The organism is Pseudomonas sp. B23(2017) (genome assembly GCF_002113725.1).
In the GTDB taxonomy this organism is placed as follows: domain Bacteria; phylum Pseudomonadota; class Gammaproteobacteria; order Pseudomonadales; family Pseudomonadaceae; genus Aquipseudomonas; species Aquipseudomonas putida_Z.
On record NZ_NEJM01000007.1, the window covers coordinates 127070 to 149826 of the forward strand.

Genomic DNA, 22757 nt, shown 5'->3' on the forward strand with positions numbered 1-22757 from the left:
CGTCTGGTCAGATTAATCGTTTCAGCTGCCGAATTTTCTGCCTCGGCTGCCATCCGTGCAAGGCTGTTGAACTGGCCGTTCAAGTGAATTTCACAACAATACTCCAGTACCCGACCGGGAACTGCAAAAGGAGAAGGTCATGCTCGAGCTCGCCAAGGAGCAGATAGCCATGGGCCAGAAGGCCGCCGACAAGGCCGAGGCATTGCGCCTGCTGGCCGACCGGTTGGTCGCCGATGGCCTGGTCGCCGAGGGATACCTGCAAGGGCTGCAGGCCCGAGAGGCACAAGGCTCCACCTTCCTTGGGCAGGGCATTGCCATCCCCCATGGCACGCCGCAGACCCGTGACCTGGTGTACGCCACCGGCGTACGCCTGTTGCAGTTTCCCGAGGGTGTGGATTGGGGCGATGGCCAGATGGTCTACCTTGCCATCGGCATCGCCGCCCGTTCCGACGAGCACCTGCGCCTGCTGCAACTGCTGACCCGTGCCCTGGGCGAGACCGACCTGGCCGAAGCATTGCGCCGCGCCGGCTCCGCCGAGGCGTTGCTGAAACTGTTGCAGGGCGCGCCGCAGGAACTGGCGCTGGATGCACAACTGGTCGGCCTGAACCTGGCGGCCGAAGACTTCGATGAACTGGCATGGCGCGGCGCCCGCCTGTTGCAGCGCGCCGACTGCGTCGACAGCGGTTTTGCCGCCGTGCTGCAGCAGGCCGAGCCGCTGCCGCTGGGTGAGGGCCTTTGGTGGCTGCACAGCGAGCGCCAGGTGCGCCAGCCGGGCCTGGCCTTCATCACCCCGCAGCAGCCGCTGCGTTACCGCGACCAGCCGCTCAACGGCCTGTTCTGCCTGGCCAGCCTCGGTGCTGCCCACCAGGCCTTGCTCGAGCGCCTGTGCGAAGTGCTGATCGAAGGCCGTGGGCAGATGCTCTACCAGGCCACCAGCAGCCGCGCGGTGCTTGAAGTGCTGGGCGGAGAGGCGCCGGTGGACTGGCCCAGTGCGCGGGTCGTGCTGGCCAACCCGCACGGTTTGCACGCCCGCCCGGCAAAGGTATTGGCGCAACTGGCCAAAGGTTTCGACGGGGAAATCCGTGTACGCCTGGTCGACAGCGCGCAGCCAGCGGTGTCGGTGAAGAGCCTGAGCAAGCTGCTCAGCCTCGGCGCCCGACGTGGCCAGGCGCTGGAACTGGTGGCTGAGCCAGCCATCGCCGCCGATGCCTTGCCGGTGCTGCTGGCCGCCATCGAACAAGGCCTGGGCGAAGAGGTGGAGCCACTGCCACAGAGCGCGGCGACTGCAGCCGGCGCAGCGGCTGAAGTGCTGCAAGCGCCCGCAGCTGGTAGCCGCATCCACGGCGTGGGTGCTGCGCCCGGCATTGCCAGTGGCCCGGCGCATGTGTGTGTCGAGCGTGAGTTCGACTACCCCCTGCGCGGCGAGTCCTGCGCCCTGGAGCGGCAGAAGCTGCGTGAAGCCGTTGCGACTGTCAATGGCGAGCTGCAGGCCTTGGTCCAGCGCAGCGACAAGGCCATTGGCGAAATCTTCGTCACCCATCAGGAAATGCTCGCCGACCCGGCGCTGGCCGATGATGTCGAGCAGCGCCTGGGCCAGGGCGAAAGCGCCGCGGCAGCCTGGATGGCAGTGATCGAGGCGGCGGCGCGCCAGCAGGAGTCGCTACACGATGCCTTGCTCGCCGAACGCGCTGCCGACCTGCGTGACATCGGCCGCCGCGTGCTGGCGCAGTTGTGTGGCGTGCAGGCCCAGGCTGAACCCGAGCAACCCTACGTGCTGGTGATGACCGAAGTCGGCCCGTCCGATGTCGCCCGGCTGGACCCGAGCCGCGTCGCCGGTATCGTCACCGCCCAGGGTGGCGCCACCGCCCACAGCGCCATCGTCGCCCGTGCCCTGGGCATTCCGGCGGTAGTGGGCGCGGGGGCGTCGATACTGCTGTTGGACAGTGGCACGCCGTTGCTGCTCGATGGCCAGCGTGGCGTGGTCAGCGTGGCGCCGCCGGCGGATGAACTGCAACGGGCCCTGGCCGAACGCGACCTGCGCGAGCAGCGCTTGCAGGCCGCCTGGGCCAACCGCTTCGAGCCGGCGGTCACCCGTGATGGTCACGCGGTCGAGGTGTTTGCCAACATCGGCGAGAGCAACGGCATCGCCAAGGTAGTGGAGCAGGGCGCCGAAGGCGTGGGCCTGCTGCGCACCGAGCTGATTTTCATGGCCCACACCCAGGCCCCGGACGTAGCGACCCAGGAAGCCGAGTACCGCCGCGTGCTCGATGGCCTCGGCGGGCGCCCGCTGGTGGTACGCACCCTTGATGTCGGCGGTGACAAACCGCTGCCGTACTGGCCGATCGCTGCCGAGGAAAACCCGTTCCTCGGTGTGCGCGGCGTACGCCTGACCCTGCAGCGCCCGCAGGTGATGGAGGACCAGCTGCGCGCCTTGCTGCGCGCGGCCGACCAGCGCCCGCTGCGCATCATGTTCCCGATGGTCGGGCAGGTCCATGAATGGCGCGAGGCGCGTGCCATGGTCGAGCGCCTGCGCGCCGAGATCCCGGTAGCCGATCTGCAACTGGGTATCATGGTCGAAGTGCCCTCGGCAGCGCTGCTGGCACCACAGCTGGCGCGCGAAGTGGACTTCTTCAGCATCGGCACCAACGACCTGACCCAGTACACCCTGGCCATCGACCGTGGCCACCCCAGCCTCTCGGCCCAGGCCGACGGCCTGCACCCGGCGGTGCTCAGCCTGATCGACATGACCGTGCGCGCCGCCCATGCCCATGGCAAGTGGGTGGGCGTGTGCGGCGAGCTGGCGGCCGACCCGCAGGCGGTGGCCGTGCTGCTGGGCCTGGACGTGGACGAACTCAGCGTCGCCGCGCGCAGCATTGCCGAAGTCAAGGCCCTGGTCCGCCAGGCCGATCACCAGACGGCCCGCGCCCTGGCGCGCGAGGCCCTGCAACAGGACAGCGCCGCAGCGGTTCGCGCGCTGGTGGAGCGTTACTGAATGGCCAAGATCCTCACCCTCACCCTGAACCCGGCGCTGGATATCACCATCGGCCTGGATACCCTGCGCCCGGGGCAGGTCAACCGCAGCCAGGAGCAGCACAGCCACGCCGCGGGCAAGGGGCTGAACGTTGCCCAGGTACTGGCCGACCTGGGGCACAGCGTCACTGTTGGCGGCTTCCTCGGGCGTGACAACCTGCAGCCCTTCGAAGCGCTGATCGACTGGCGCGGCTTCGTCGACTGTTTTGTCCGCGTACCGGGCGAAACCCGCAGCAACATCAAGCTGGTCGAGGCTGATGGCCGTGTCACCGACATCAACGGCCAAGGCCCGGAAGTCGACGAAGCGGCACGCAGTGCATTGCTTCGCCGCTTGGCGCAGATTGCCCCGGGCCACGACGCGGTGGTGGTGGCTGGTAGCCTGCCGCGCGGGATCAGTGCCGACTGGTTCCGCCAGTTGCTCGAACAGCTCAAGGCGCAAGGCCTCAAGGTGGCCCTGGACAGCAGCGGCGAAGCCCTGCGTGCCGGCCTGCAGAGCTCGCCCTGGCTGGTCAAGCCAAATACCGAAGAGCTCGGCGAGGTGCTTGGCCTGGCTGTGGATAACCCGGCGCAGCAGCGCGCTGCTGCCGAGCGCCTGCTGGCCAGTGGCGTCGAACACGTGGTGGTGTCGGCGGGCGAGCAGGGCGTCAGCTGGTTTACCCATGACCATGCCGTACATGCTTGCCCGCCCAAGGTGCAGGTCGCCAGCACGGTGGGCGCAGGTGATTCGCTGGTGGCCGGCATGGTCCACGGCCTGCTGCAGGGCGAAGCCCCGGCGCAGACCTTGACCCGTGCCACCGCGATCGCAGCACAGGCTGTTACCCAGGTTGGTTTCGGCATCCGTGACCGCGAGCAACTGGCGCGTCTGGAAGCCGCCGTGCAACTGACAGAACAACAAGAGGGTTGCCGATGAACATTGCCATTGTCACTGCCTGCCCCAACGGCCAGGTGTCGAGCGTGCTGAGCGCGCGCTTGCTGTCCGCCGCTGCCCAGCGGCGGGGCTGGAGCACCAGCGTCGAAGTGCAGGATGCCGGCCACCCCGAGCGGCAGCTGAGCGCCGCGCAGATCGCCGAAGCCGACTGGGTGCTGGTGGTCAGCACCGGCCCGGTGGACCTGGCGCGTTTCGTCGGCAAGCGCGTGTACCAGAGCACGCCGTCCCAGGCTTTGGCCGACCGCGAAGGCTTCCTCGATGAGGCTGCGGCCAGCGCCCGGCTGCTGGCCGCGGTGCCAGGCCTTGCGGCCGAAGCTGGCAGCGCAGGCGCACGCATCGTCGCCGTCACGGCTTGCCCGACTGGCGTCGCGCATACATTCATGGCCGCAGAAGCCTTGCAGCAGGCCGCGCAGCAACTGGGCTACCAGCTCACCGTCGAAACCCAGGGTTCGGTCGGTGCGCGCAACCCCTTGTCCGCCGAAGCCATCGCAGCAGCCGATGTTGTGCTGCTGGCCGCCGACATCGAAGTGCCCACCGCGCGTTTCGCCGGCAAGCGCATCTACCGTTGTGGCACCGGTATCGCCCTCAAGCAGGCCCGTGCCACCCTGGACAAGGCCTTGGCCGAAGCCAAGGTGGAAAACAGCAGCGATGCTGCAGCGGCGAGCACGCCAGCGAAGGGCGAGAAGACCGGGGTATACAAGCACCTGCTCACCGGCGTGTCGTTCATGCTGCCGATGGTGGTGGCTGGCGGCCTGCTGATTGCCTTGTCGTTCGTGTTCGGTATCGAGGCCTATAAAGAACCGGGCACCTTGCCGGCGGCGTTGATGCAGATCGGCGGCGAGGCTGCATTCAAGCTGATGGTGCCGCTGCTGGCGGGCTATATCGCCTGGTCCATCGCTGACCGCCCGGGTCTGGCGCCTGGCATGATCGGCGGCCTGCTGGCCAGCACCCTGGGCGCCGGTTTCATCGGTGGTATCGTCGCCGGCTTCCTCGCCGGCTACAGCGCCAAGGCCATTGCCCGCTGGGCGCGCCTGCCCAGCAGCCTGGAGGCACTCAAGCCGATCCTGATCATTCCGCTGCTGGCCAGCCTGTTCACCGGCCTGGTGATGATCTACGTGGTCGGCCAGCCGGTGGCGGCGATGCTGGAAGGGCTCACGCATTTTCTCGACAGCATGGGTACCACCAATGCCATCCTCTTGGGCCTGTTGTTGGGCGGCATGATGTGCGTCGACCTGGGCGGGCCGATCAACAAGGCCGCCTATGCCTTCTCGGTGGGGCTGTTGGCCTCGTCGAGCTATGCGCCGATGGCGGCGACCATGGCCGCCGGCATGGTGCCGCCGATTGGCCTGGGTATCGCCACCTTCCTGGCCCGACGCAAGTTTGCCCAGAGCGAGCGTGAAGCGGGCAAGGCGGCCCTGGCGCTGGGGCTGTGCTTCATCTCCGAAGGGGCGATCCCGTTTGCCGCCAAGGACCCGCTGCGGGTGATCCCGGCCAGCGTGGCCGGCGGGGCATTGACCGGGGCATTGTCGATGTACTTCGGCTGCAAGCTGATGGCGCCGCATGGCGGCCTGTTCGTGCTGCTGATCCCCAATGCGATCAACCATGCGCTGCTGTACTTGTTGGCGATCGTGGCGGGTAGCCTGCTGACGGCGGTGGTGTATGCGGTGATCAAGAAAAGCGAGCGGGTGGAGTTGGCGGTAGCGCCGGTGAAGGGTTAGAGATTTCAGCGGGCCTTACTGGCCTCTTCGCGGGTGAACCCGCTCCCACAGGTACTGCACAGGCATCAGGTCCGGCGCGGTCTCTGTGGGAGCGGGTTCACCCGCGAAGAGGCCTGAACAGGTCAACGCCCGTGCTTTTGCCGCAACGGCACAAGCAGATCACCCAGCCCGTTGTGATCGATCTCGTGCATCAGCGCCAGCAACCCACCCAATTCCCCCGCCGGGAAACCCTTGCGCGCAAACCAGGCCAGATAATCCCCCGGCAGGTCGGCAATGATTCGCCCCTGATACTTGCCAAACGGCATGGTGCGGGTCACCAGCAGTTCGAGGGTTTCCGGCTTCATCATCGGCGCACCTGGCTGTTGAAAAGCGCCGACCATACTGCAATCTGCACGAAGGCCCAAGCGGCAATCATGCAGAACGCCGTTTTCAGGTTTGGCTCGGATATTTGTATCTAATTGATTTAGAAGGGTTTTATCGAGATTAAAGGCTTGGCACGAACGCTGCTCCATTACAGATGACTATCACCTGCCAAGGAGTTTGTGCCATGAGCAATCCCAACAAAGATGTGATCGACGTGCTGAACGACCTGATCGAGTACAGCAAGGATGGCGAGAAAGGCTTCAAGGCCTCGGCCGATGATGTGAAGAACCCCGAACTGAAAGCGTTCTTCGTTCAACGTGCCGGTGAGTGTGCCAATGCGGCCGGCGAACTGCAGAGCGAGGTGCGTCGCCTGGGTGGCGACCCGGAAACCTCCACCAGCATCAGCGGTGACCTGCATCGGGGTTGGGTCAACCTCAAGGCGATGGTCACCGGCAAGGATGAGGAAGCGGTGCTGAACGAGGTGGAGCGGGGCGAGGACCATGCCCTCAAAGCCTACAAGGAAGCCCGCGAGAAACTGGTGAAGCTGGGCCGCACCGCCAGCGACCAGACCTACACCCTGGTGGAAAAACAGCTGCAAGGTGTACAGCGCAACCATGACCAGGTCAGGGCCCTGCGCAACGCCGCCCGCGCCCGCGCCTAGTCGGCAGGCCCCTCTACCCGGTTGCGGCCTTTGGCCTTGGCCCGGTAGAGCGCTTCGTCCGCAGCACCCAGCACCCTCGCCAGATCGTGCTGGGTGCCTGACAGGCCGATGCCGATGCTCACCGTGACCGAGTGGGCATCATCGGCAAACGGCGCCAGCGCCTCGACACTGGCGCGGATGCGCTCGGCCAGCAGCTGCGCACCGGCCAGGTCGGTTTCCGGCAGCACCACCTGAAATTCCTCCCCACCGTAACGCGCTGCCAGATCGGCCGGGCGGCGGATGCATTCCTCAATGGTCCTGGCCACTTCGCGCAAGGCATGGTCGCCACCGGCATGGCCGTGGCGCTGGTTGAACGCCTTGAAATGGTCCACGTCCACCATCAGCACCGCCAAAGGCTCGCGGTTGCGCTGGGCGCGGGCCCACTCCTGGCGCAGTACCTGGTCCAGGCGGCGGCGGTTGGCCAGGCCGGTCAGGCTGTCGGTGGCAGCCAGGGTCGCCAGGCCCTGTTCGGCTTCCTGGCGGCGGCGCAGTTCGCGGCCCAGCAGCAGGGTCAGCGAGAGGATGCCGACACAGAGCACCCCGGTGGCCACGCTGACCAGGATCGCAGTGCGGCGCCAGGACTCGAACACGTCTTCGGCCGAATGCACCACCAGTACGATCAGCGGCAGCTGCGCGACCCGGGCGAAGGTGTACATGCGTGGTTTGCCGTTGCGGCTGGAGCGGGCGGTGAAGCTGCCGCTCTGCTCGCTGAGAATGCGTTTGAAATTGGGCCGCTCGGCATAGTTGCTGCCGATCCCTGGGTCTTGCGTGCGGCTGGGCTGGCGAGCCAGCAGTTGGCCGTCGGTGTTGAGCAGGTTGATGCTGCTGTCATCACCAATGTCCAGGCGCTGGAACAGCTCACTGAAGTACGACAGGCGCAGTGCACCCGCTGCCAGGCCGGTGAACTCGCCATTGGCGTCGGAGATACGCCGGCTGAAACTGATGCACCAGTCCAGGTCGCCCAGCTTGGCCTTGAATGGCGGGCCCACCAGCAGGCCGAGGTTGGGGTTGTGCAGGTGCGCCTGGAATACCCCGGTGTCGCCGAAGTTGGCCTTGCGTGGCACGCTGCTGGTGGAGTCGCCCACCACATTGCCTTGCTTGTCCAGCCACAGCACGTCACCGCGCTTGCGGTCGACGAAGGCTTCATTGAATAGCAGGCGTTGGCGCAGCGGGCCGGGGATTTCCGGCAGCTCCTTGCGTCCGACCGCCCAGATCAGGCCCTGCAGCGACTGGTCGTAGAGTTCGACGTTGCGCAGGATGTCGCTTTCGATCAGCTGGACGATATTGTTGGACGAGCGAATTGCCGACAGCTCGACATTGTCGCGCTCGCGCGCCAGCAGGTAGCTGACGATGGCCACGATGGCGAGCACGGCAAGGCAACTGCCCAGATTGAGGATCAGCTCGGGGTGCGACCTGTAGTGTGCGAAACGCGGTAATCGGGTGGTCATGCTCGCTACTGCGTGGGCAGGGCCATTCGCGGCGGCGACATTCTAGGGAAGCGGGGATTGTCGGACAAGATTTGTCCGACGGAATCACGGTGTACCTTATTCTGGACTGACCGCGAACCTTGTGGGAGCGGGCATGCCCGCGAAGCAGGCGCCGCGGAGCATGGCACCGGCTTCGCCGGTGTTCGCGGGCACGCCCGCTCCCACAGGTTGGATGTCTAGCTTGCGGGCCTGGATCAGAACACGTTCAACGGGTAATCCACGATCACCCGCAGTTCATCGTTGTCGCTGTTGCTGTCGATCGACGCATAACCCTGGCTGCCACGGTGGGTGGCGTAGCGCACCAGCACCGACAGGTCCTTCAGGTCACCCTCCTGGAACACATACTTCACGTCCAGGTCGCGCTCCCAGTGCATGGCGTTCTTGCCATCGGCACGGTAGTAGTCGTAGTGGGTGGTGTCTTGGGTGGCCTTGGTCAGGTCGGCTTCACCGCGCGAATACGACAGCACCGTGGTCAGGCCAGGGATGCCCACACCAGCGAAGTCATAGTTGTACTGCAGCTTCCACGAGCGCTCGTTCGGTGCGTTGAAGTCCGAGTACATGCGCGAGTTGTCCAGGTAGATGCTGTCGCCCAGGTTGATGTAGTCGAACGGCGTGTTGCCATTGACCCGCTGGTAGGCGGCGGTGACGCTGTGGAACCCGGCGTTGACGGTGAAATGCACGCTATAGGTGTTGTTGTCGATCTTGCCCAGCAGGGCCTGGCCGGTGTCCTGGGTGTGATAGAAGTGCACGCCCGGGTTCAGGCTGACCAGGTCGTTGACCACATAGGTGTAGTCGAAATCGGCGTAGTACTGGTTCCAGATGTCCTTCAGCTCGGCCGCATACAGGTTGGCGGTGATGTTCGGGGTACCGCTCCACGACGCGCCGGCCCAGTTCAGGTGCTTGCTCTTGTCGTGCTCGCCCAGCGAACCGTAGTAGGTGTCGATGCGGCGGTGGCCGCTCTGGTTGTACGGCTTGGTGAAGCTCACCTGGCCGCCTTCGAGCAGCAGGCCGTCGATGCTGGTGTTGGTCAGGCTCACACCACGGAAGGTCTGCGGCAGCATGCGGGTTTCGCCGCCGGCGATCACCGGGTTGGTGAGGAACAGGTCACCGGCTTTCAGCTCGGTGTCGAACGCCTTGAGCTTGACTGCGGCACCGGCGGTGGAGAACGAGTGCGGGGCAGCACCCAGTTCGTCTTCGTTCTTTTGGTGGGTCGGCAGGATGCTGGTGCCAGCATGGCCGCCGCCACCGTCGAGTTTCAGGCCCAGCATGGCGTGGGCGTCCAGGCCAAAGCCGACCACACCTGGGGTGTAGCCCGACTCGAAGCGTGCAACCGCGCCCTGGCCCCACTCGCGGGTGTCGCGCACGCCGGCGTTGTGGTTGTCGCGGTTGAAGTAGGCATTACGGAAATGCAGGTTGAAGGACGAGCCTTCGATGAAGCCATCAGCCTTGTCTTCATCTGCCTGGGCGGCGAAAGGGATCGTTGCAGTCAACGCAATGAACAACGGGGTAAAACGAAACGCGGAAGGCACCGGTACTAGCTCCTTGGGTCTGGCGGTGGGGCAGTTTTTATTTTCGAATGTGCGTCTTTTTTATAGGTGGACGTTACAGCTTGGCTGATAGTTGAAGCACATAAAAAAAGCCGCTGATCGGCAGCGGCTTTAAAAGGCTAACATATCGGCACCGGTGGTGCCCATGGCGTAGCCAAGGGAAAACGGGAGCAGCGACAGCGCTTGATCAGCTGTCGGCATTGGCATCGACAGAAACCTTGGAAGCTGTCTGGTTTGCGTCTTTGGCGGCGTCGGCCTGCTGTGCGGCTACGGCTTCGCGGGCCTCTTGGTGGACCGCGGCGAACTCAGCATTACGGGTGACGAAAGCATTGGATTCTTCGGCCATGGCCAGGGGCGACAACAACAGGGAAGACAGGACGAAGACGCTGGCAATACCCATACTGTTGGACATTTGAAACTACCTTCTTGCGGTGCAAGTGCTAATGAGGACGGGGGTAAAGTTAGTCCTTTCAATGCACTTGAAACAGAGCGAAGCGCGATAAGCACTGTTGCGTAAAAGGTAACTATCGCAGGAAAAGCAATTGGACTTTCGCCGCAAACCCGCATGCTAGAGGGCCTAAGCGGTCTTTACTTTTGTGGGAGCGGCCTTGTGTCGCGAAAGGGGCGCGAAGCGGCCCCAGGTTCTGTGCCAGGGCAGCATTTGTCGGGGCTGCTGCGCAGCCCTTTCGCGACACAAGGCCGCTCCCACATCGACCGCGACCTCCTGTCAGGCATGGGTGGGTAGCCAGATACCAAAGGTATTGGCCCCAGCGGCACTACGCACGAACACCTCCCCACCATGCATAAGCGCAATCGCCTTGACGATCGCCAACCCCAACCCATGGTTACCCCCACCACTGTTGCTACGTGCCGCATCCACCCGGTAGAAGCGTTCGAACAGCAACGGCAGGTGCTCATCGTCGATCGCCGGCCCCGGGTTGCTCACGGCGATGCTGACCTGCTGCGGCCCGGCATCGATCTGCACCTTGATCACCTGGTGCGGTGCGGTGTGCTGCACGGCGTTGTTCAGCAGGTTGATCAGCGCCCGGCGCAGCTGGGCCTTTTCGATGGGCGCCCGGGCATCGCCGCTCACGCTCACGCTGACCTGAGCGTCTTCGAGAATGTAGTCCAGGTAATCGAGGGTGGTCGCCACTTCCTCGGCCAGCGAGGCCTGGGTCAGGGCCGTGGCCTTGCTGCCCTGGTCGGCACTGGCCAGGAACAGCATGTCGTTGATGATGCTGCGCAGGCGCTCCAGCTCCTCAAGGTTCGATTGCAGCACTTCGAAGTAATGCTCGGCGCTGCGTCCGCGGGTCAGCGCCACTTGGGTCTGGCCGATCAGGTTGGTCAGCGGCGAGCGCAGTTCGTGGGCGACGTCGGCATTGAACGCCTCCAGCCGCGAGTAGGCCTGGCTTACCCGGTCGAGCGCGGCGTTGAAGGCGCCGGCGAACTGCGCCAGTTCCGGGGCCAGGGCGTGGGTCTGCAGGCGCCCGTCCAGGCGCGGAGGGGCCAGGGCCTGGGCCTCAACGGACAATGCCAGCAGCGGGCGCAGGCCGATACGCGCCACCCAGTAGCCCAGCAGCGAGGCCAGCAGCACGCCGAGCACCGCCAGCCCGACAATCGCCACCAGCAGGCTGTGCTGCGCCTGCCAGAATGTTTCGGTGTCGATGCCGATCAGAAAGCGCAGCGGCGGCCGCTCGCCCAGGGCCGGCAGTTCGCTGACCAGCACCTTGTAAGGGTAGGGCCGGTCGGGCAGGCGCAGGTCGCGCATGCCCTGCGCGCCTTCGGCGAATGCGCGGACCAGCTCGCTGGGGTGGCCGTATTCGTAGGCCGGGTTGCTGCTGACCACCCAGAAGCGAATGCGCTTGTCCTCTTCACTGAGCAGGTTGAGCTTGTTGTTGATCTTGACCCAGTGCTCCGGTGTGCCGAAGCGGTTGAGGGTGGACTCGAGCACGCTGAAGCGCGCATCCAGCTCGGCCTGCGGCAGCAGGTCGAGGCTGCGGTCGACCTGGCGGTACAGCGCCGAGCCGATCAGCAAAAACACGCCCAGCGCCACCAGGATGAACAGCGCCGACAGGCGCAGTGCGATGGAATTACCCCGCACGGTTTTCCAGGACATAGCCCATGCCTCGGATGGTGTGCAGCAACTTGTTGTCGAAAGGCCCGTCGAGCTTGGCGCGCAGGCGCTTGATCGCCACTTCGACGACGTTGGCGTCGCTGTCGAAATTGATGTCCCAGACCAGCTCGGCAATCGCCGTCTTCGACAGGATTTCACCTTGTCGGCGGGCCAGCACGCTGAGCAGCGAGAACTCCTTGGCCGTCAGCTCCAGGCGTTGGCCGGCGCGCGTGGCCTTGCGCGCCATCAGGTCGATCCACAGGTCACCCACCTGCACCTGCAGCGGTTCATGGTTGCTGCTACGGCGGGTCAGGGCTTGCAGGCGGGCGACCAGTTCGAGGAAGGAAAACGGCTTGCCCAGATAGTCGTCGGCACCCTCGCGCAGGCCATGGATACGGTCTTCGACCCGTTCACGGGCGGTCAGCATGATGACCGGTGTCTGCTTGCGAGCGCGCAGGGCGCGCAGCACGCCATACCCGTCCAGGCCAGGCAGCATCACGTCCAGCACGATCACCGCGTAGTCGCCTTCCAGGGCCAGGTGCAGGCCATCGATGCCGTCCCGCGCCAGGTCGACGGTAAACCCCTGCTCGCTGAGGCCGCGATGCAGGTAGTCGGCGGTTTTTTCTTCGTCTTCGATGATCAGCACACGCATGGTCTTGTCCTAACTGGCACTGGGCGCCGCCGCACGGGCGGCCTGGCGGCGGTGGAACAGGCGCTCCAGGGCCAAGTATATGACCGGGGTGGTGAACAGCGTCAGCGCCTGGCTCACCAGCAGGCCGCCAACCACGGCGATGCCCAGTGGCTGGCGCAGTTCGGAACCGGTGCCGAAGCCGAACATCAGCGGCACCGCGCCGAGCAAGGCGGCCAGGGTGGTCATGATGATCGGCCGGAAGCGCGTCAGGCAGGCCTGGTGGATCGCCTGCTCCGGGGTCAGGCCCTGGCGGCGTTGGGCTTCGAGGGCGAAGTCGATCAGCAGGATGCCGTTTTTCTTGACGATACCGATCAGCAGCACCACACCGATCAGCCCCATGATGCTGAAGTCCTGGCCCATGGCCCACAACAGGATCAGTGCGCCGAGGCCGGCCGAGGGCAGGGTGGAGATGATCGTCAGCGGGTGGACGAAGCTTTCGTACAGCACGCCGAGGATGATGTACACCGCCACCAGCGCTGCCAGGATCAGCCACGGCTGGCTCGACAGCGAACTCTGGAAGGCCTGGGCCGCGCCCTGGAAGTTGCCGCTGATGGAGTCGGGCATGCCCAGCTCGCGCTGGGTGCGCTCGAGGATGGTCACCGCATCGCCCAGGGCCACGCCGGGGGCCAGGTTGAACGACAGGTTGGCTGCCGGGAACAGGCCATCGTGGCTGATCGACAGCGGCCCGGCGCTGGGCGGTGCCACATGGGCTACTGCCGACAGCGGCACCATCTCGTTGGTCAGTGGCGAGCGCAGGTAGAAGTAGTTGAGGCTTTCGGCCTTGCCGCGCTGGCGGGCATCCAGTTCGAGGATCACCTTGTACTGGTTGGTCTCGGTCTGGAATTCACTGATCTGCCGCTGGCCGAAGGCGTCGTACAACGCCTGGTCGACGTCGGTGGTGGTCAGGCCGAAACGTGCCGCGGCCTGGCGGTCGATATCGATGCGGGTGACGCTGGCGCCCAGTTGCAGGTCGTTGGACAGGTCGCGGAACGCCGGGTTTTCCCGCAGGCGCTCGGTCAGGCGCTGGGTCCACAGGTTCAGCGCCATGCCGTCGTTGCTCTTGAGCACGTACTGGTACTGGGTGCGCGACGGGCCGGAGCTCAGGTTGATGTCCTGGCCGGCACGCATGTACAGGACGATGCCTGGTACCTGGGCCAGCTTGGGTCGCAGCCGGTCGATCAGTTCGCTGGCCGATACATCGCGTTCGCCACGCGGCTTGAGGGCGATCCAGAAACGGCCGTTGGCGATGGTCTGGTTGCTGCCGGTGACGCCCACCGAGTGGGAGAACGCGCGCACCGCCGGGTCGGCCTCGATGATTTTGGCCAGCGCCTGGTGCTTCTCGATCATCGACGGGTACGACACATCCGCCGCCGCCTCGCTGGTGCCGAGGATGAAGCCAGTGTCCTGCAGCGGGAAAAAGCCCTTTGGGATACCCACGTAACCGGCCACTGCCAGGGCCAGGGTCAGGCCGAACATGCCGAGGGTCAGGCGCTGGTGGGCGAGGGCGCGGTCCAGGCCCTTTTCGTACCACCTGACCAGCCGCTCGCCGAAGCCGCCCTTGTGCTCTCCGGGCGGGCGGCGCATGAACAGTGCGCACAGGGTTGGCGCCAGGGTCAGCGAAACCACCACCGAAATCAGGATGGTGGCGGTGGCGGTAAGGGCGAACTCCTTGAACAGCCGGCCGACCACGCCGCCCATGAACAGCAGCGGGATGAACGCGGCGATCAGCGAGAAACTGATCGACACCACGGTGAAGCCGATTTCCCCGGCGCCCTTGAGCGCCGCCGTGCGGCTGTCATCGCCGGCCTCCAGGTGGCGGTGAATGTTCTCCACTACGACGATGGCATCGTCGACCACGAAGCCCACCGAGATGACGATGGCTACCAGGGTCAGGTTGTTCAGGCTGAAGCCGAAGATGTACATCAGCGCGCAACTGGCGATCAGCGATACGCCGAGCACGCTGGACACCACCATGGTCGCCGACCACTGGCGCAGGAACAGCGCCATCACCCCGATCACCAGGGCCACGGCGATCATAAGGGTCAGCTCCACTTCATGCAGCGAGGCACGGATGGTCTGGGTGCGGTCCTGCAGCACCGACACTTCGACCGAGGCTGGCAGCATCTCCTGCAGCTTGGGCAGGGCAGCCAGTACCCGGTCCACGGTATCGACGATGTTGGCGCCAGGCTGGCGGAAAATCACCAGATTCAGCCCGGGCTGGTCGCCGGACCAGGCTTTGACATAGGCGTTCTCGGCGCCATTGATCACCTTGGCCACGTCCTTCAGGTGCACCGGTGCACCGTCACGGTAGGAGACGATCAGCTGGGCGTAGTCGTCGGGGTGGAACAACTGGTCGTTGGCGGCGATGGTCGACACGCTGTGTTCGCCGTACAGCGCGCCCTTGGCCAGGTTCAGGCTGGTCTGCTGGATGGCCTGGCGCAGGTCGGCCAGGGTCAGGCCGATGGCGGCCAGTTTCTCGGGTTGCGCCTGCACGCGGATCGCCGGGCGCAGTTGCCCGGTGATGTTGATCAGGCCGACCCCGTCGATCTGGCTCAGCTGGCGCGCGAGCAGGGTTTCGGCGTAGTCGCTGAGGTCGTTGCCAGGCATCTGGCTGGAGCTGACCGTCAGCACCAGCACCGGGCTGTCGGCCGGGTTGACCTTGCGCCAGGTCGGCGGGTTGGGCAGGTCTTGCGGCAAGCGCGCGGTGGCGGTGTTGATGGCCGCCTGCACTTCCTGGGCGGCGGTGTCGATGTTCTTGTCGAGCGTGAACTGCAGGATCAGGTTGGTCGAGCCCAGTGCGCTGCTGCTGGTCATCTGGGTCATGCCGGGGATGGCGCTGAATTGCACTTCCAGCGGCGTGGCCACCGACGAGGCCATGGTTTCCGGGCTGGCGCCGGGCAGCTGGGCAGTGACCTGGATGGTCGGGAAGTCGGCTTCCGGCAGTGGTGCCACCGGCAGGCGCGGGAAGGCGATGGCCCCCAGCAGCACCAGGGCGAAGGTCAGCAGCAGGGTGGCGATGGGATGGTCGATGCACCAGGCCGAAACACCGTTGCGCGTGTTCATGGCTGGCTCCGGCGGTCGGCCACTTCCGAGGGGACAGGGGCGTCGGGGGCCACCTCGACCCGCGAACCGGGCTTGAGCCGCGACTGGCCATCGAGCACCAGGCGCTCGCCCGGCTTGACCCCGGCAATGATGTTCAGCCCGCTGTCCTGGTAAAGCACCTTGACCGGCACACTGGTGACCTTGTCACCGTCCAGGCGGTAGACAAAGTGCCCGTCGACGCCGCGCTGTACCACAGGCGGCGGTACCACCAGGGCGTTTTCTTCCACGGCGGTGCGCAGGCGGATGGTGACCAGCTGGCCCGGCCACAGGCGGCCGTCCTTGTTGTCGAACTCGGCTTTTACCCGCACGGTGCCGGTGGTGGCGGAGATCTGGTTGTCGATCAGTGCCAGGTGGCCTTCGCCGAGCAGGCTGCGTTCGCCGTCGGCATCCATGTAGGCCTGCACCAGTGCCGGGGTGGGCGCCTTCAGCAGGCTTTGCAGGGTTGGCAGCATTTGCTGCGGCAGGGCGAATTCGACGGCGATCGGGTCGATCTGGGTGACGCTGAACAGGCTGCGGGTATCGCTGGTGCGCACCAGGTTGCCGGGGTCGACGTTGCGAATACCCACTCGGCCGGTCACTGGCGAGCGGATCTGCGTGTACGACAGCTGCACCTCGGCATTGGCGATGGCCGCCTGGTTGCCCTTGACCGTGGCTTGCAGGCGGTTGACCAGGGCCTGCTGCTGGTCGAGGGTCTGCTTCGAAACGCCGTTGTCGGTACTCAGCAGGCGGTAGCGCTGCAGGTCGACGTTGGCTACCTGGATCTGTGCCTGGCTTTGGCCAAGTTCGGCACGGGCCTGGTCGAGGTTGGCGCGGATGGCGCGGTCGTCGAGGGTGGCCAGCAGGTCGCCTTCCTTCACCCACTGGCCTTCCTTGACCAACACCTGGGTCAGTACCCCCTCCACTTGCGGGCGCACCTCGACGCTGTGCAGCGACAGCACCGAGCCGATGGCGCTGGCATAGCGCGGCACGTTCTGCTGGACGACACTGACCACGCGCACCGGTATGGCGGTTTGCGCACGGGCGGCAGGTGCTGGCTGGCGCTGGCCGAACCAGATACCCGCTACCGCCAGGACCAGGAGTGCCAGGGCGGCGAGGATGACAGGGCGGGACGGACGTCGCATCGGTGCGGGCACCTTGGCCAGAGGGGAATGGTTGTCTGTATTCAATCTTATAGCCCCCGAACCGGGTCGGCAGCGTGACCGCTGGCTGACAGCGCTGTCAGTTTTGCCTGCACCGCAGGAGATCGTTCGCCTTTTGCGCTGCGCTGTCGCGCAGAGAACTGATCAGCCGGGTGATCCGCGTACCCTGTGGGAGCGGGTTTACCCGCGAAGAATCCAACGCGGTGCCTGGCACCGGCTGCGCCGGTGTTCGCGGCTAAAGCCGCTCCCACAGGGATGGCGCCGGTTTATAGATCTGGACAGGACAGTTGCCCCGTCGAGGGCATAGCTAGAAGCTGATGAAGGCGTAATACACCGGGGGCTCGTTGGTGGTGCGCAAACCATGTTCCTGCAAGCTCGCCACCAGCGCCGCGTCCTCCACATGCAGGGCCCACTGTGCCCGGCCAACCTCCGGTACCTGGGCCAGGGCCGCGCTCAACGCGCCCATGTCAGGCAAGTAGGCAGTAAACCCGTTGCCCTTGAGCGCACTGGTGGTCATGCCCAGCGCCTGGCACACCGCCACCTTGGCGGCGATGTCATCGCGGTCGGCCTGGCGCGAGGCCTGCACCAGCGCCTCCAGCCCGGCATCGACCAGTTGCCTGCCGTGAATCAGCTCCGGCCCCTGTTGCCAGGCTTCCGGCGGGCAGTCCTTGCTGCCTGGCCGCAGCGGGATATGCGGGTTGATTTCCACCGGGTAGATGCGACAGACCAGCGGCCGCTCGTCATAGATGGTGCACAGGTCGTTGTCGTCGAGGTTGCGGCAGCGCCCGGGGTTGAAGGCGGCGAAGGTCACCGAAACGCGCGCCTCGCCGTCGCCGCAGGGCACGGGATGGGAGCGACGCAGCACATGATCACGCTGTTCTACCGGCATGCCAGGGCCGTCTGCCACGAAGGCTTCGATCAGCACCACCACCTGGCCGCCGTTGTCCGCCCAGCGGCGCGCTTCGGCCAGGGTCAAGGGCACGTGGTGGCCGGTACAGCACTTGCCGCAGCCGGTACAGGCGAAACGCAGGCTGTCGGTCACTTGGCTTCCGGGCTCCACTCGCTGACGAAGGCGCGCTGGTGCTGGCGGTCGTACAGGCAAAGTTCGGTGCCGGTGCGCTGCTGCATGTGCTTCTGGGGGTAGACGCCTTCGATCAGCAGCGCGCTCATGCCGACCTGGTCATCGAACTCGGCGGGCTTGCTGCGGGCGTGGGCATCCTTGAACTGGCTGGCGGCCAGGCAGGCCTTGAGCATCTGCTGGCGCTGCTCGTTCCAGGCCTGGCTGCTGGAGGCCTGGGCGATACCGCTGAAGAGGGCGCAACTGATCAGGATAGAGCTGAGAAACTTCATACGCGATTCCGGCAAGTTACTTGCGAGGGGCGCGAATTATGCCCGACTCGACCCCGGCGGCAAGCCGGGGAGTTTGTCTCCGAATATATCAGCGCTCGGCGAACACCACGGCGCGCGCCGCCACCACCAGACAATCGGTCAGCTCCGGCGAGGAGAACTTGGTGAGGATGGCATTGGCCCCGGCCTGGGTCGCCTTTTCGCTGCTCATGGCGCTGTCCAGCGAGGTGTGCAGCAGTATGTACAGATGCTGGAAATCGGGGGTTTCGCGCAGGGTGCGAGTGAAGGCGTAGCCGTCCATTTCGCTCATTTCGATGTCGGAGACGATCACGTTGATTTCCTGCGCGGTGCCTTGCAGTTCAAGCAGCACGTTGATGGCGTCCTTGGCGCTGCGTGCGGTATGGCATTCGATGCCGAGGTTGCGCAGGGTGTGCACCGACTGCTGCAGGGCCACCTGGCTGTCGTCCACCACCAGGATGTTGGCGGCGGCCAGCAGGCTGGCATCTTCCTCGCTCAAGGTGCCGTGAGGCTGCTCGGGCACCGGCGGGGCGATGGCGTGGATGACTTTTTCGATGTCCAGCACCTGCACCAGGGTGTTGTCGACCCGGGTCACGCCGGTGATGAACGAGCGGCTGCCCGAGCCGTAGGGTGGTGGTTTGATGTCGGTGCTCAGGCAATGCACGATGCGGCTGACCGCCTGTACATGCAGGCCTTGGCGCGAGCGGCTGATCTCGGTGACGATCAGGCAGCCGCCATCCGGGTCGGCCAGCGGCCGTTCGCCGATGGCGCGGGACAGGTCGATGACCGACAGCGGATTACCGCGCAGGGTCGCCACGCCTTTCACGTGGGGGTGCGATTCGGGCAGCTTGGTCAGTGGCGGGCAGGGAATTATCTCGCTGACCTTGAGCAGGTTGATTGCCATCAACTTGCCGCTGCGCAGGGTGAACAGCAGCAGGGACAGCGAATCCGCGCGGGCATTTTGCGTGGCCATGGTGACCTTCGTGGGGAACAGGGGATAACCGGTTATCGGCCTGTTCGGGCTTGGCTTTAGTCATTTTGCACCGAGCCAAGGAATGCTCTGGACCCTGTGGGAGCGGCTTTAGCCGCGAACACCGGCGCAGCCGGTGCCATGCACCGCGTTGGATTCTTCGCGGCTAAAGCCGCTCCCACAGGTACCGCGCTGGTTTCAATCAGCGCAGCCCGAGCCTACGGGCCAGGCGGCTAAGGTTGGCGCGGTCCAGGCCGAGTTCCCGGGCAGCCGCTGCCCAGTTTTCTTCGTGCCGCTGCAGGCAGGCCTCGATCACCTGGCGCTGGTAGTCGTCGACGGCTGCGCGCAGGCCCCCCTCGGGTAGCGGTGCCGCCGGCAAGGGCACAGCAGGGGAGGGCGGGGTGCCGGGCGTTGCCGTTGCGCGCAGGTCCAGGTCGATGGCTTCCAGGGTGAGGATGCGTGGCCTTTCGGAATGTTGGCCCAGCGCCTTGAGCGCCGAGCGGCCGATCAGGTGTTCCAGTTCACGCACGTTGCCTGGCCAGTCGTAGGCCAGCAGCGCGGCCTGGGCCTCGCTGCTCAGGCGCAGGCTGTTCAGGCCCAGGCGCGAACGGTTCTGTTCGAGGAAGTAGCCGGCCAGTAGCAACACATCGCGCCCACGTTCGCGCAACGGCGGCACATGCAGCGGGTATACGCTGAGGCGGTGGTAGAAGTCGGCGCGGAAGTTGCCAGTGCGCACTTCTGCTGCCAGGTCGCGGTTGGTGGCTGCGATCAGGCGCACATCCACCCGGTGTTCGCGGTCCGAACCCAGGCGCTGCAACTGGCCGCTCTGCAGTACGCGCAACAGCTTGGCTTGCACCGTCAGTGGCAGCTCACCGACTTCGTCGAGGAACAGTGTGCCGCCATTGGCCAACTCGAACTTGCCGCGGCGCTCGCCATGGGCGCCGGTGAAGGCACCGCGCACATGGCCGAACAGTTCGCTTTCCACCAGGGTGTCGGGCAGGGCGGCACAGTTGAGGCTGACCAGCGGTTTGTCTGCGCGGTTGCTGGCCTGGTGCAGGGCCTGGGCCACCAGCTCCTTGCCGACGCCGGTCTCACCGGTGATCAGCACGGTCAGGTCGCTGCCACCGACCAGGCGGATTTCCTCCACCAGGCGCTTGTGCGCGGGGCTCTGGCCAATCAGCTCTTTGTCCTGGCCGCTGGCCTGGCGATAGATCTCCGCGCGGTGGTGTTCGTCTTCCGCGCGCAGGGCCAGGTGCTCGATGCGCTCGGCCACGGTGACCGTGGCGGCGGCCAGGCTGGCGAAGGCCTGCAGGGCGCCCAGCTCCAGGCTCTGGAACTGCCCGGGGGTGAGGGCATCGAGGGTAACCAGGCCCCAAGGGCGCTCGTCGACCATCAACGGGCAGCCCATGCAGTCATGTACCTCCAGGTTGGCATCGGGGGCGTTGACCAGGCCGTCGTAAGGGTCGGGCAGCTCGGAGTCGCTGGCGAAGCGGGTGGGTTCCGCGCTGCTGAGCAGGATCTGGAAGCGAGGGTGCTCGCTGACCCGGAAGCGCCGGCCCAGGGTATCGGGGCTCAGGCCGTCCACTGCCAGCGGCACCAGCCACTCGCCGTCCAGGCGCAGCAGCGCGGCGGCATCGCAGGGCAGCAACCCACGCATGGCCTGCAGCAGGCGGCGATAGCGTTCCTGGTCGGGCAGGTCGCGGGAAAGGTCGCTGACCAGGGGCAGCAGGGTGGTGAGCAGGGGCTTCGTGGTCATATGGACTCCTGTGGGTCGATATGACTATACGTCGAGGTGGGTCGTTTTGACATGACCTGCGTCAAACCCCTGATTTTGCTGGAGATAAAAGTTGGCATGATTGATGTAACAGCTCGGGCAGTCATTTGAAGCCACAGGCTCAGGAGTTGTTGCAATGCTCAATGCCGAACAACGTGCAATCATCAAGGCCACTGTCCCCCTGCTGGAAAGCGGCGGCGAAGCGCTGACCACCCACTTCTACAAGATGATGCTCAGCGAGTACCCGCAAGTGCGCCCGCTGTTCAACCAGGCCCACCAGGCCAGCGGTGACCAACCGCGAGCCCTGGCCAACGGCGTGCTAATGTATGCCCGCCACATCGACCAGCTGGAGCAGCTTGGCGGCCTGGTCGGCCAGATCATCAACAAGCACGTTGCCTTGCAGATTCTGCCGGAGCACTACCCGATCGTCGGCAGCTGCCTGCTGCGCGCCATCGAAGAAGTGCTGGGCAAGGAAATCGCCACCCCCGCCGTGATCGACGCCTGGGGCGCGGCCTATGGCCAGCTGGCCGACATCCTGATCGGTGCGGAAGAGAACCTCTATAAACAGAAGGAAGAAGCCGAAGGCGGCTGGCGCGGTACCCGCGAATTCCGCCTGGTGCGCCGTGAGCAGGAAAGCAGCGAAATCGTTTCGTTCTACTTTGCCCCTGTGGATGGCAAGCCGGTGCTCAAGGCCGAGCCTGGCCAGTACATCGGCCTGAAGCTGGACATCGACGGCGCCGAGCAGCGCCGCAACTACTCCCTGTCGGCACTGTGCGACGGCAAGGAATACCGCATCAGCGTCAAGCGCGAGGCGGGTGGCAAGGTCTCCAACTACCTGCACGATGTGCTGACGGTGGGCGATACCCTGCAGCTGTTCCCGCCGGCTGGCGATTTCACCCTGGCAGCGAGCGACAAGCCGCTGGTGCTGATCAGCGGTGGCGTGGGTATTACCCCGACCTTGCCAATGCTGCAGGCGGCACTGCAAACCCAGCGTGAGGTGCATTTCATTCACTGCGCCCGTAACGGCGCCGTGCATGCCTTCCGCGACTGGATCGACGAGCTGGCCGAGCGTCACCCGCAGCTCAAGCGCTTCTACTGCTATGCAGAACCGCAGGGTGGTGCCGCGGCTGATGCCGTGGGCCTGCTGAGCGAAGACCTGCTGGCCGAGTGGCTGCCGCAAGAGCGAGACGTGGATGCCTACTTCCTGGGGCCCAAGGGCTTCATGGCGGCGGTCAAGCGCCAGCTGAAGGGCCTGGGTGTGCCAGAGCAGCAGAGCCGCTACGAGTTCTTCGGGCCGGCGGCTGCGCTGGAGTGATGTAGCGCCTGCACTGGCCTCTTCGCGGGTAAACCCGCTCCCACAGGGACCGCGCAGGTTTCAAAACTTGTGGGGGGCTGTGGGAAATTCTGTGGTTTTCAACAAGCCAGCCCCACAGGGATCGCGCAGATTTCAAAGCCTGCGCGATCCCTGTGGGAGCGGGTTTACCCGCGAAGAGGCCGGTACAGGCTTACAGCGTATTCATCCCAGCCGCTGGCAAGCCAGCTCCCTTGCAACACTGCTCCCGCCCGTGGGTAATCGAGAACGAAACGGTCGATCGCATTTGTCGCCTGGGGGCTGGCTTGCCAGCGGCTGGGCCGCACCTCACCTTCCTGCCTATATATAAGGAGAGATGAAAGCGGCTGTGCAGCTTTCATCTTTAATCCTCCTTTAATCACGGTATCCTTCACTCCCGGGTGTCGAGGGGCTTGCCCCTGCGCGGCACCCGGGTAGCCGTTTTTTTGCCGCCCGGCGTTGAACCGACGTCGTTGCGGCCGGTCTCAGCCACACCGGAT

Annotated in this window: 17 protein-coding genes; 5 read left to right on the plus strand and 12 right to left on the minus strand. The window is 65.3% G+C overall.

Going from position 1 to position 22757, the window contains the following annotated elements; all coding sequences use genetic code 11:
- The first annotated feature begins 139 nt into the window (after window positions 1-139).
- Genes ptsP through CAG46_RS13675 form a run of 3 tightly spaced genes read left to right on the plus strand, consistent with a single transcriptional unit; the run spans window position 140 to window position 5676 of the window.
- Window positions 140-2992, plus strand: coding sequence for a phosphoenolpyruvate--protein phosphotransferase (gene ptsP, locus CAG46_RS13665; RefSeq protein WP_085617405.1), 2853 nt, complete (start codon window positions 140-142; stop codon window positions 2990-2992).
- Window positions 2993-3940, plus strand: coding sequence for a 1-phosphofructokinase (pfkB, locus tag CAG46_RS13670; protein WP_025337728.1), 948 nt, complete (start codon window positions 2993-2995; stop codon window positions 3938-3940).
- The gene (locus CAG46_RS13675; protein ID WP_085617407.1) at window positions 3937-5676 is read left to right on the plus strand and encodes a PTS fructose-like transporter subunit IIB; all 1740 of its coding nucleotides are present in this window, start codon (window positions 3937-3939) and stop codon (window positions 5674-5676) included. The genes pfkB and CAG46_RS13675 overlap by 4 nt, the downstream gene beginning before the upstream one ends.
- 122 nt (window positions 5677-5798) lie before the next feature.
- Here the strand turns inward: CAG46_RS13675 and CAG46_RS13680 are convergent, their stop codons facing one another.
- A complete protein-coding gene (locus CAG46_RS13680; protein WP_015268980.1) occupies window positions 5799-6020 on the minus strand; it encodes a DUF3820 family protein in 222 nt (73 codons plus the stop codon).
- Between the two features lie 203 nt (window positions 6021-6223).
- On the opposite strand from CAG46_RS13680, the gene CAG46_RS13685 reads away from it, so the two are divergent.
- The gene (locus CAG46_RS13685; protein WP_025337730.1) at window positions 6224-6700 is read left to right on the plus strand and encodes a PA2169 family four-helix-bundle protein; all 477 of its coding nucleotides are present in this window, start codon (window positions 6224-6226) and stop codon (window positions 6698-6700) included.
- On the opposite strand, the gene CAG46_RS13690 is transcribed toward CAG46_RS13685, so the two are convergent.
- The 11 genes from CAG46_RS13690 to norR form a co-directional block, all read right to left on the minus strand.
- Window positions 6697-8187, minus strand: coding sequence for a GGDEF domain-containing protein (locus CAG46_RS13690; protein WP_085617409.1), 1491 nt, complete (start codon window positions 8185-8187; stop codon window positions 6697-6699). The genes CAG46_RS13685 and CAG46_RS13690 overlap by 4 nt on opposite strands.
- Window positions 8188-8420: 233 nt before the next feature.
- Window positions 8421-9755, minus strand: coding sequence for an OprD family porin (locus CAG46_RS13695; RefSeq protein ID WP_085617411.1), 1335 nt, complete (start codon window positions 9753-9755; stop codon window positions 8421-8423).
- A 205-nt stretch (window positions 9756-9960) separates the two neighbouring features.
- Complete coding sequence (locus CAG46_RS13700) at window positions 9961-10185, minus strand: hypothetical protein (protein WP_085587397.1); 225 nt, start codon at window positions 10183-10185, stop codon at window positions 9961-9963.
- Window positions 10186-10500: 315 nt separating this feature from the next.
- Window positions 10501-11889 carry a heavy metal sensor histidine kinase gene (locus CAG46_RS13705; protein WP_085617413.1) on the minus strand — a complete coding sequence of 463 codons (1389 nt, stop codon included), beginning with the start codon at window positions 11887-11889 and terminating at the stop codon, window positions 10501-10503.
- Window positions 11864-12538 (minus strand): heavy metal response regulator transcription factor, encoded by a 675-nt coding sequence (locus tag CAG46_RS13710; RefSeq protein WP_025337735.1) that lies wholly within the window; start codon window positions 12536-12538, stop codon window positions 11864-11866. The genes CAG46_RS13705 and CAG46_RS13710 overlap by 26 nt, the downstream gene beginning before the upstream one ends.
- 9 nt (window positions 12539-12547) lie before the next feature.
- A complete protein-coding gene (locus CAG46_RS13715; RefSeq protein ID WP_085617415.1) occupies window positions 12548-15640 on the minus strand; it encodes a multidrug efflux RND transporter permease subunit in 3093 nt (1030 codons plus the stop codon).
- A complete protein-coding gene (locus tag CAG46_RS13720) occupies window positions 15637-16800 on the minus strand; it encodes an efflux RND transporter periplasmic adaptor subunit (RefSeq protein WP_085617417.1) in 1164 nt (387 codons plus the stop codon). Before CAG46_RS13720 ends, CAG46_RS13715 begins: the two co-directional genes overlap by 4 nt.
- A gap of 325 nt (window positions 16801-17125) precedes the next feature.
- Window positions 17126-17860: a YkgJ family cysteine cluster protein gene (locus tag CAG46_RS13730; RefSeq protein WP_085617421.1), complete on the minus strand. Its 735-nt coding sequence runs from the start codon at window positions 17858-17860 to the stop codon at window positions 17126-17128.
- Entirely contained in the window at window positions 17857-18168 is a 312-nt protein-coding gene (locus CAG46_RS13735) for a hypothetical protein (RefSeq protein WP_025337739.1), read from the minus strand. Before CAG46_RS13735 ends, CAG46_RS13730 begins: the two co-directional genes overlap by 4 nt.
- An 88-nt stretch (window positions 18169-18256) precedes the next feature.
- Window positions 18257-19156, minus strand: coding sequence for a chemotaxis protein (locus CAG46_RS13740; RefSeq protein ID WP_075043807.1), 900 nt, complete (start codon window positions 19154-19156; stop codon window positions 18257-18259).
- Window positions 19157-19355: 199 nt separating this feature from the next.
- Window positions 19356-20909: a nitric oxide reductase transcriptional regulator NorR gene (gene norR, locus CAG46_RS13745; protein WP_085617423.1), complete on the minus strand. Its 1554-nt coding sequence runs from the start codon at window positions 20907-20909 to the stop codon at window positions 19356-19358.
- 154 nt (window positions 20910-21063) lie between these two features.
- On the opposite strand from norR, the gene hmpA reads away from it, so the two are divergent.
- On the plus strand, window positions 21064-22242 hold the full coding sequence (gene hmpA, locus CAG46_RS13750) for an NO-inducible flavohemoprotein (RefSeq protein ID WP_085617425.1): 1179 nt from the start codon (window positions 21064-21066) through the stop codon (window positions 22240-22242).
- Window positions 22243-22757 lie beyond the last annotated feature (515 nt).

Coding starts and splice junctions, on each gene's coding strand:
- CAG46_RS13710 (WP_025337735.1), bottom strand. CDS start 12,538: ATGCGTGTGCTGATCATCGAAGACGAAGAAAAAACCGCCGACTACCTG.
- CAG46_RS13720 (WP_085617417.1), bottom strand. CDS start 16,800: ATGCGACGTCCGTCCCGCCCTGTCATCCTCGCCGCCCTGGCACTCCTG.
- norR (WP_085617423.1), bottom strand. CDS start 20,909: ATGACCACGAAGCCCCTGCTCACCACCCTGCTGCCCCTGGTCAGCGAC.
- CAG46_RS13735 (WP_025337739.1), bottom strand. CDS start 18,168: ATGAAGTTTCTCAGCTCTATCCTGATCAGTTGCGCCCTCTTCAGCGGT.
- CAG46_RS13685 (WP_025337730.1), top strand. CDS start 6,224: ATGAGCAATCCCAACAAAGATGTGATCGACGTGCTGAACGACCTGATC.
- CAG46_RS13690 (WP_085617409.1), bottom strand. CDS start 8,187: ATGACCACCCGATTACCGCGTTTCGCACACTACAGGTCGCACCCCGAG.
- CAG46_RS13740 (WP_075043807.1), bottom strand. CDS start 19,156: ATGGCCACGCAAAATGCCCGCGCGGATTCGCTGTCCCTGCTGCTGTTC.
- CAG46_RS13715 (WP_085617415.1), bottom strand. CDS start 15,640: ATGAACACGCGCAACGGTGTTTCGGCCTGGTGCATCGACCATCCCATC.
- CAG46_RS13680 (WP_015268980.1), bottom strand. CDS start 6,020: ATGAAGCCGGAAACCCTCGAACTGCTGGTGACCCGCACCATGCCGTTT.
- pfkB (WP_025337728.1), top strand. CDS start 2,993: ATGGCCAAGATCCTCACCCTCACCCTGAACCCGGCGCTGGATATCACC.
- hmpA (WP_085617425.1), top strand. CDS start 21,064: ATGCTCAATGCCGAACAACGTGCAATCATCAAGGCCACTGTCCCCCTG.
- CAG46_RS13700 (WP_085587397.1), bottom strand. CDS start 10,185: ATGTCCAACAGTATGGGTATTGCCAGCGTCTTCGTCCTGTCTTCCCTG.
- ptsP (WP_085617405.1), top strand. CDS start 140: ATGCTCGAGCTCGCCAAGGAGCAGATAGCCATGGGCCAGAAGGCCGCC.
- CAG46_RS13675 (WP_085617407.1), top strand. CDS start 3,937: ATGAACATTGCCATTGTCACTGCCTGCCCCAACGGCCAGGTGTCGAGC.
- CAG46_RS13705 (WP_085617413.1), bottom strand. CDS start 11,889: ATGTCCTGGAAAACCGTGCGGGGTAATTCCATCGCACTGCGCCTGTCG.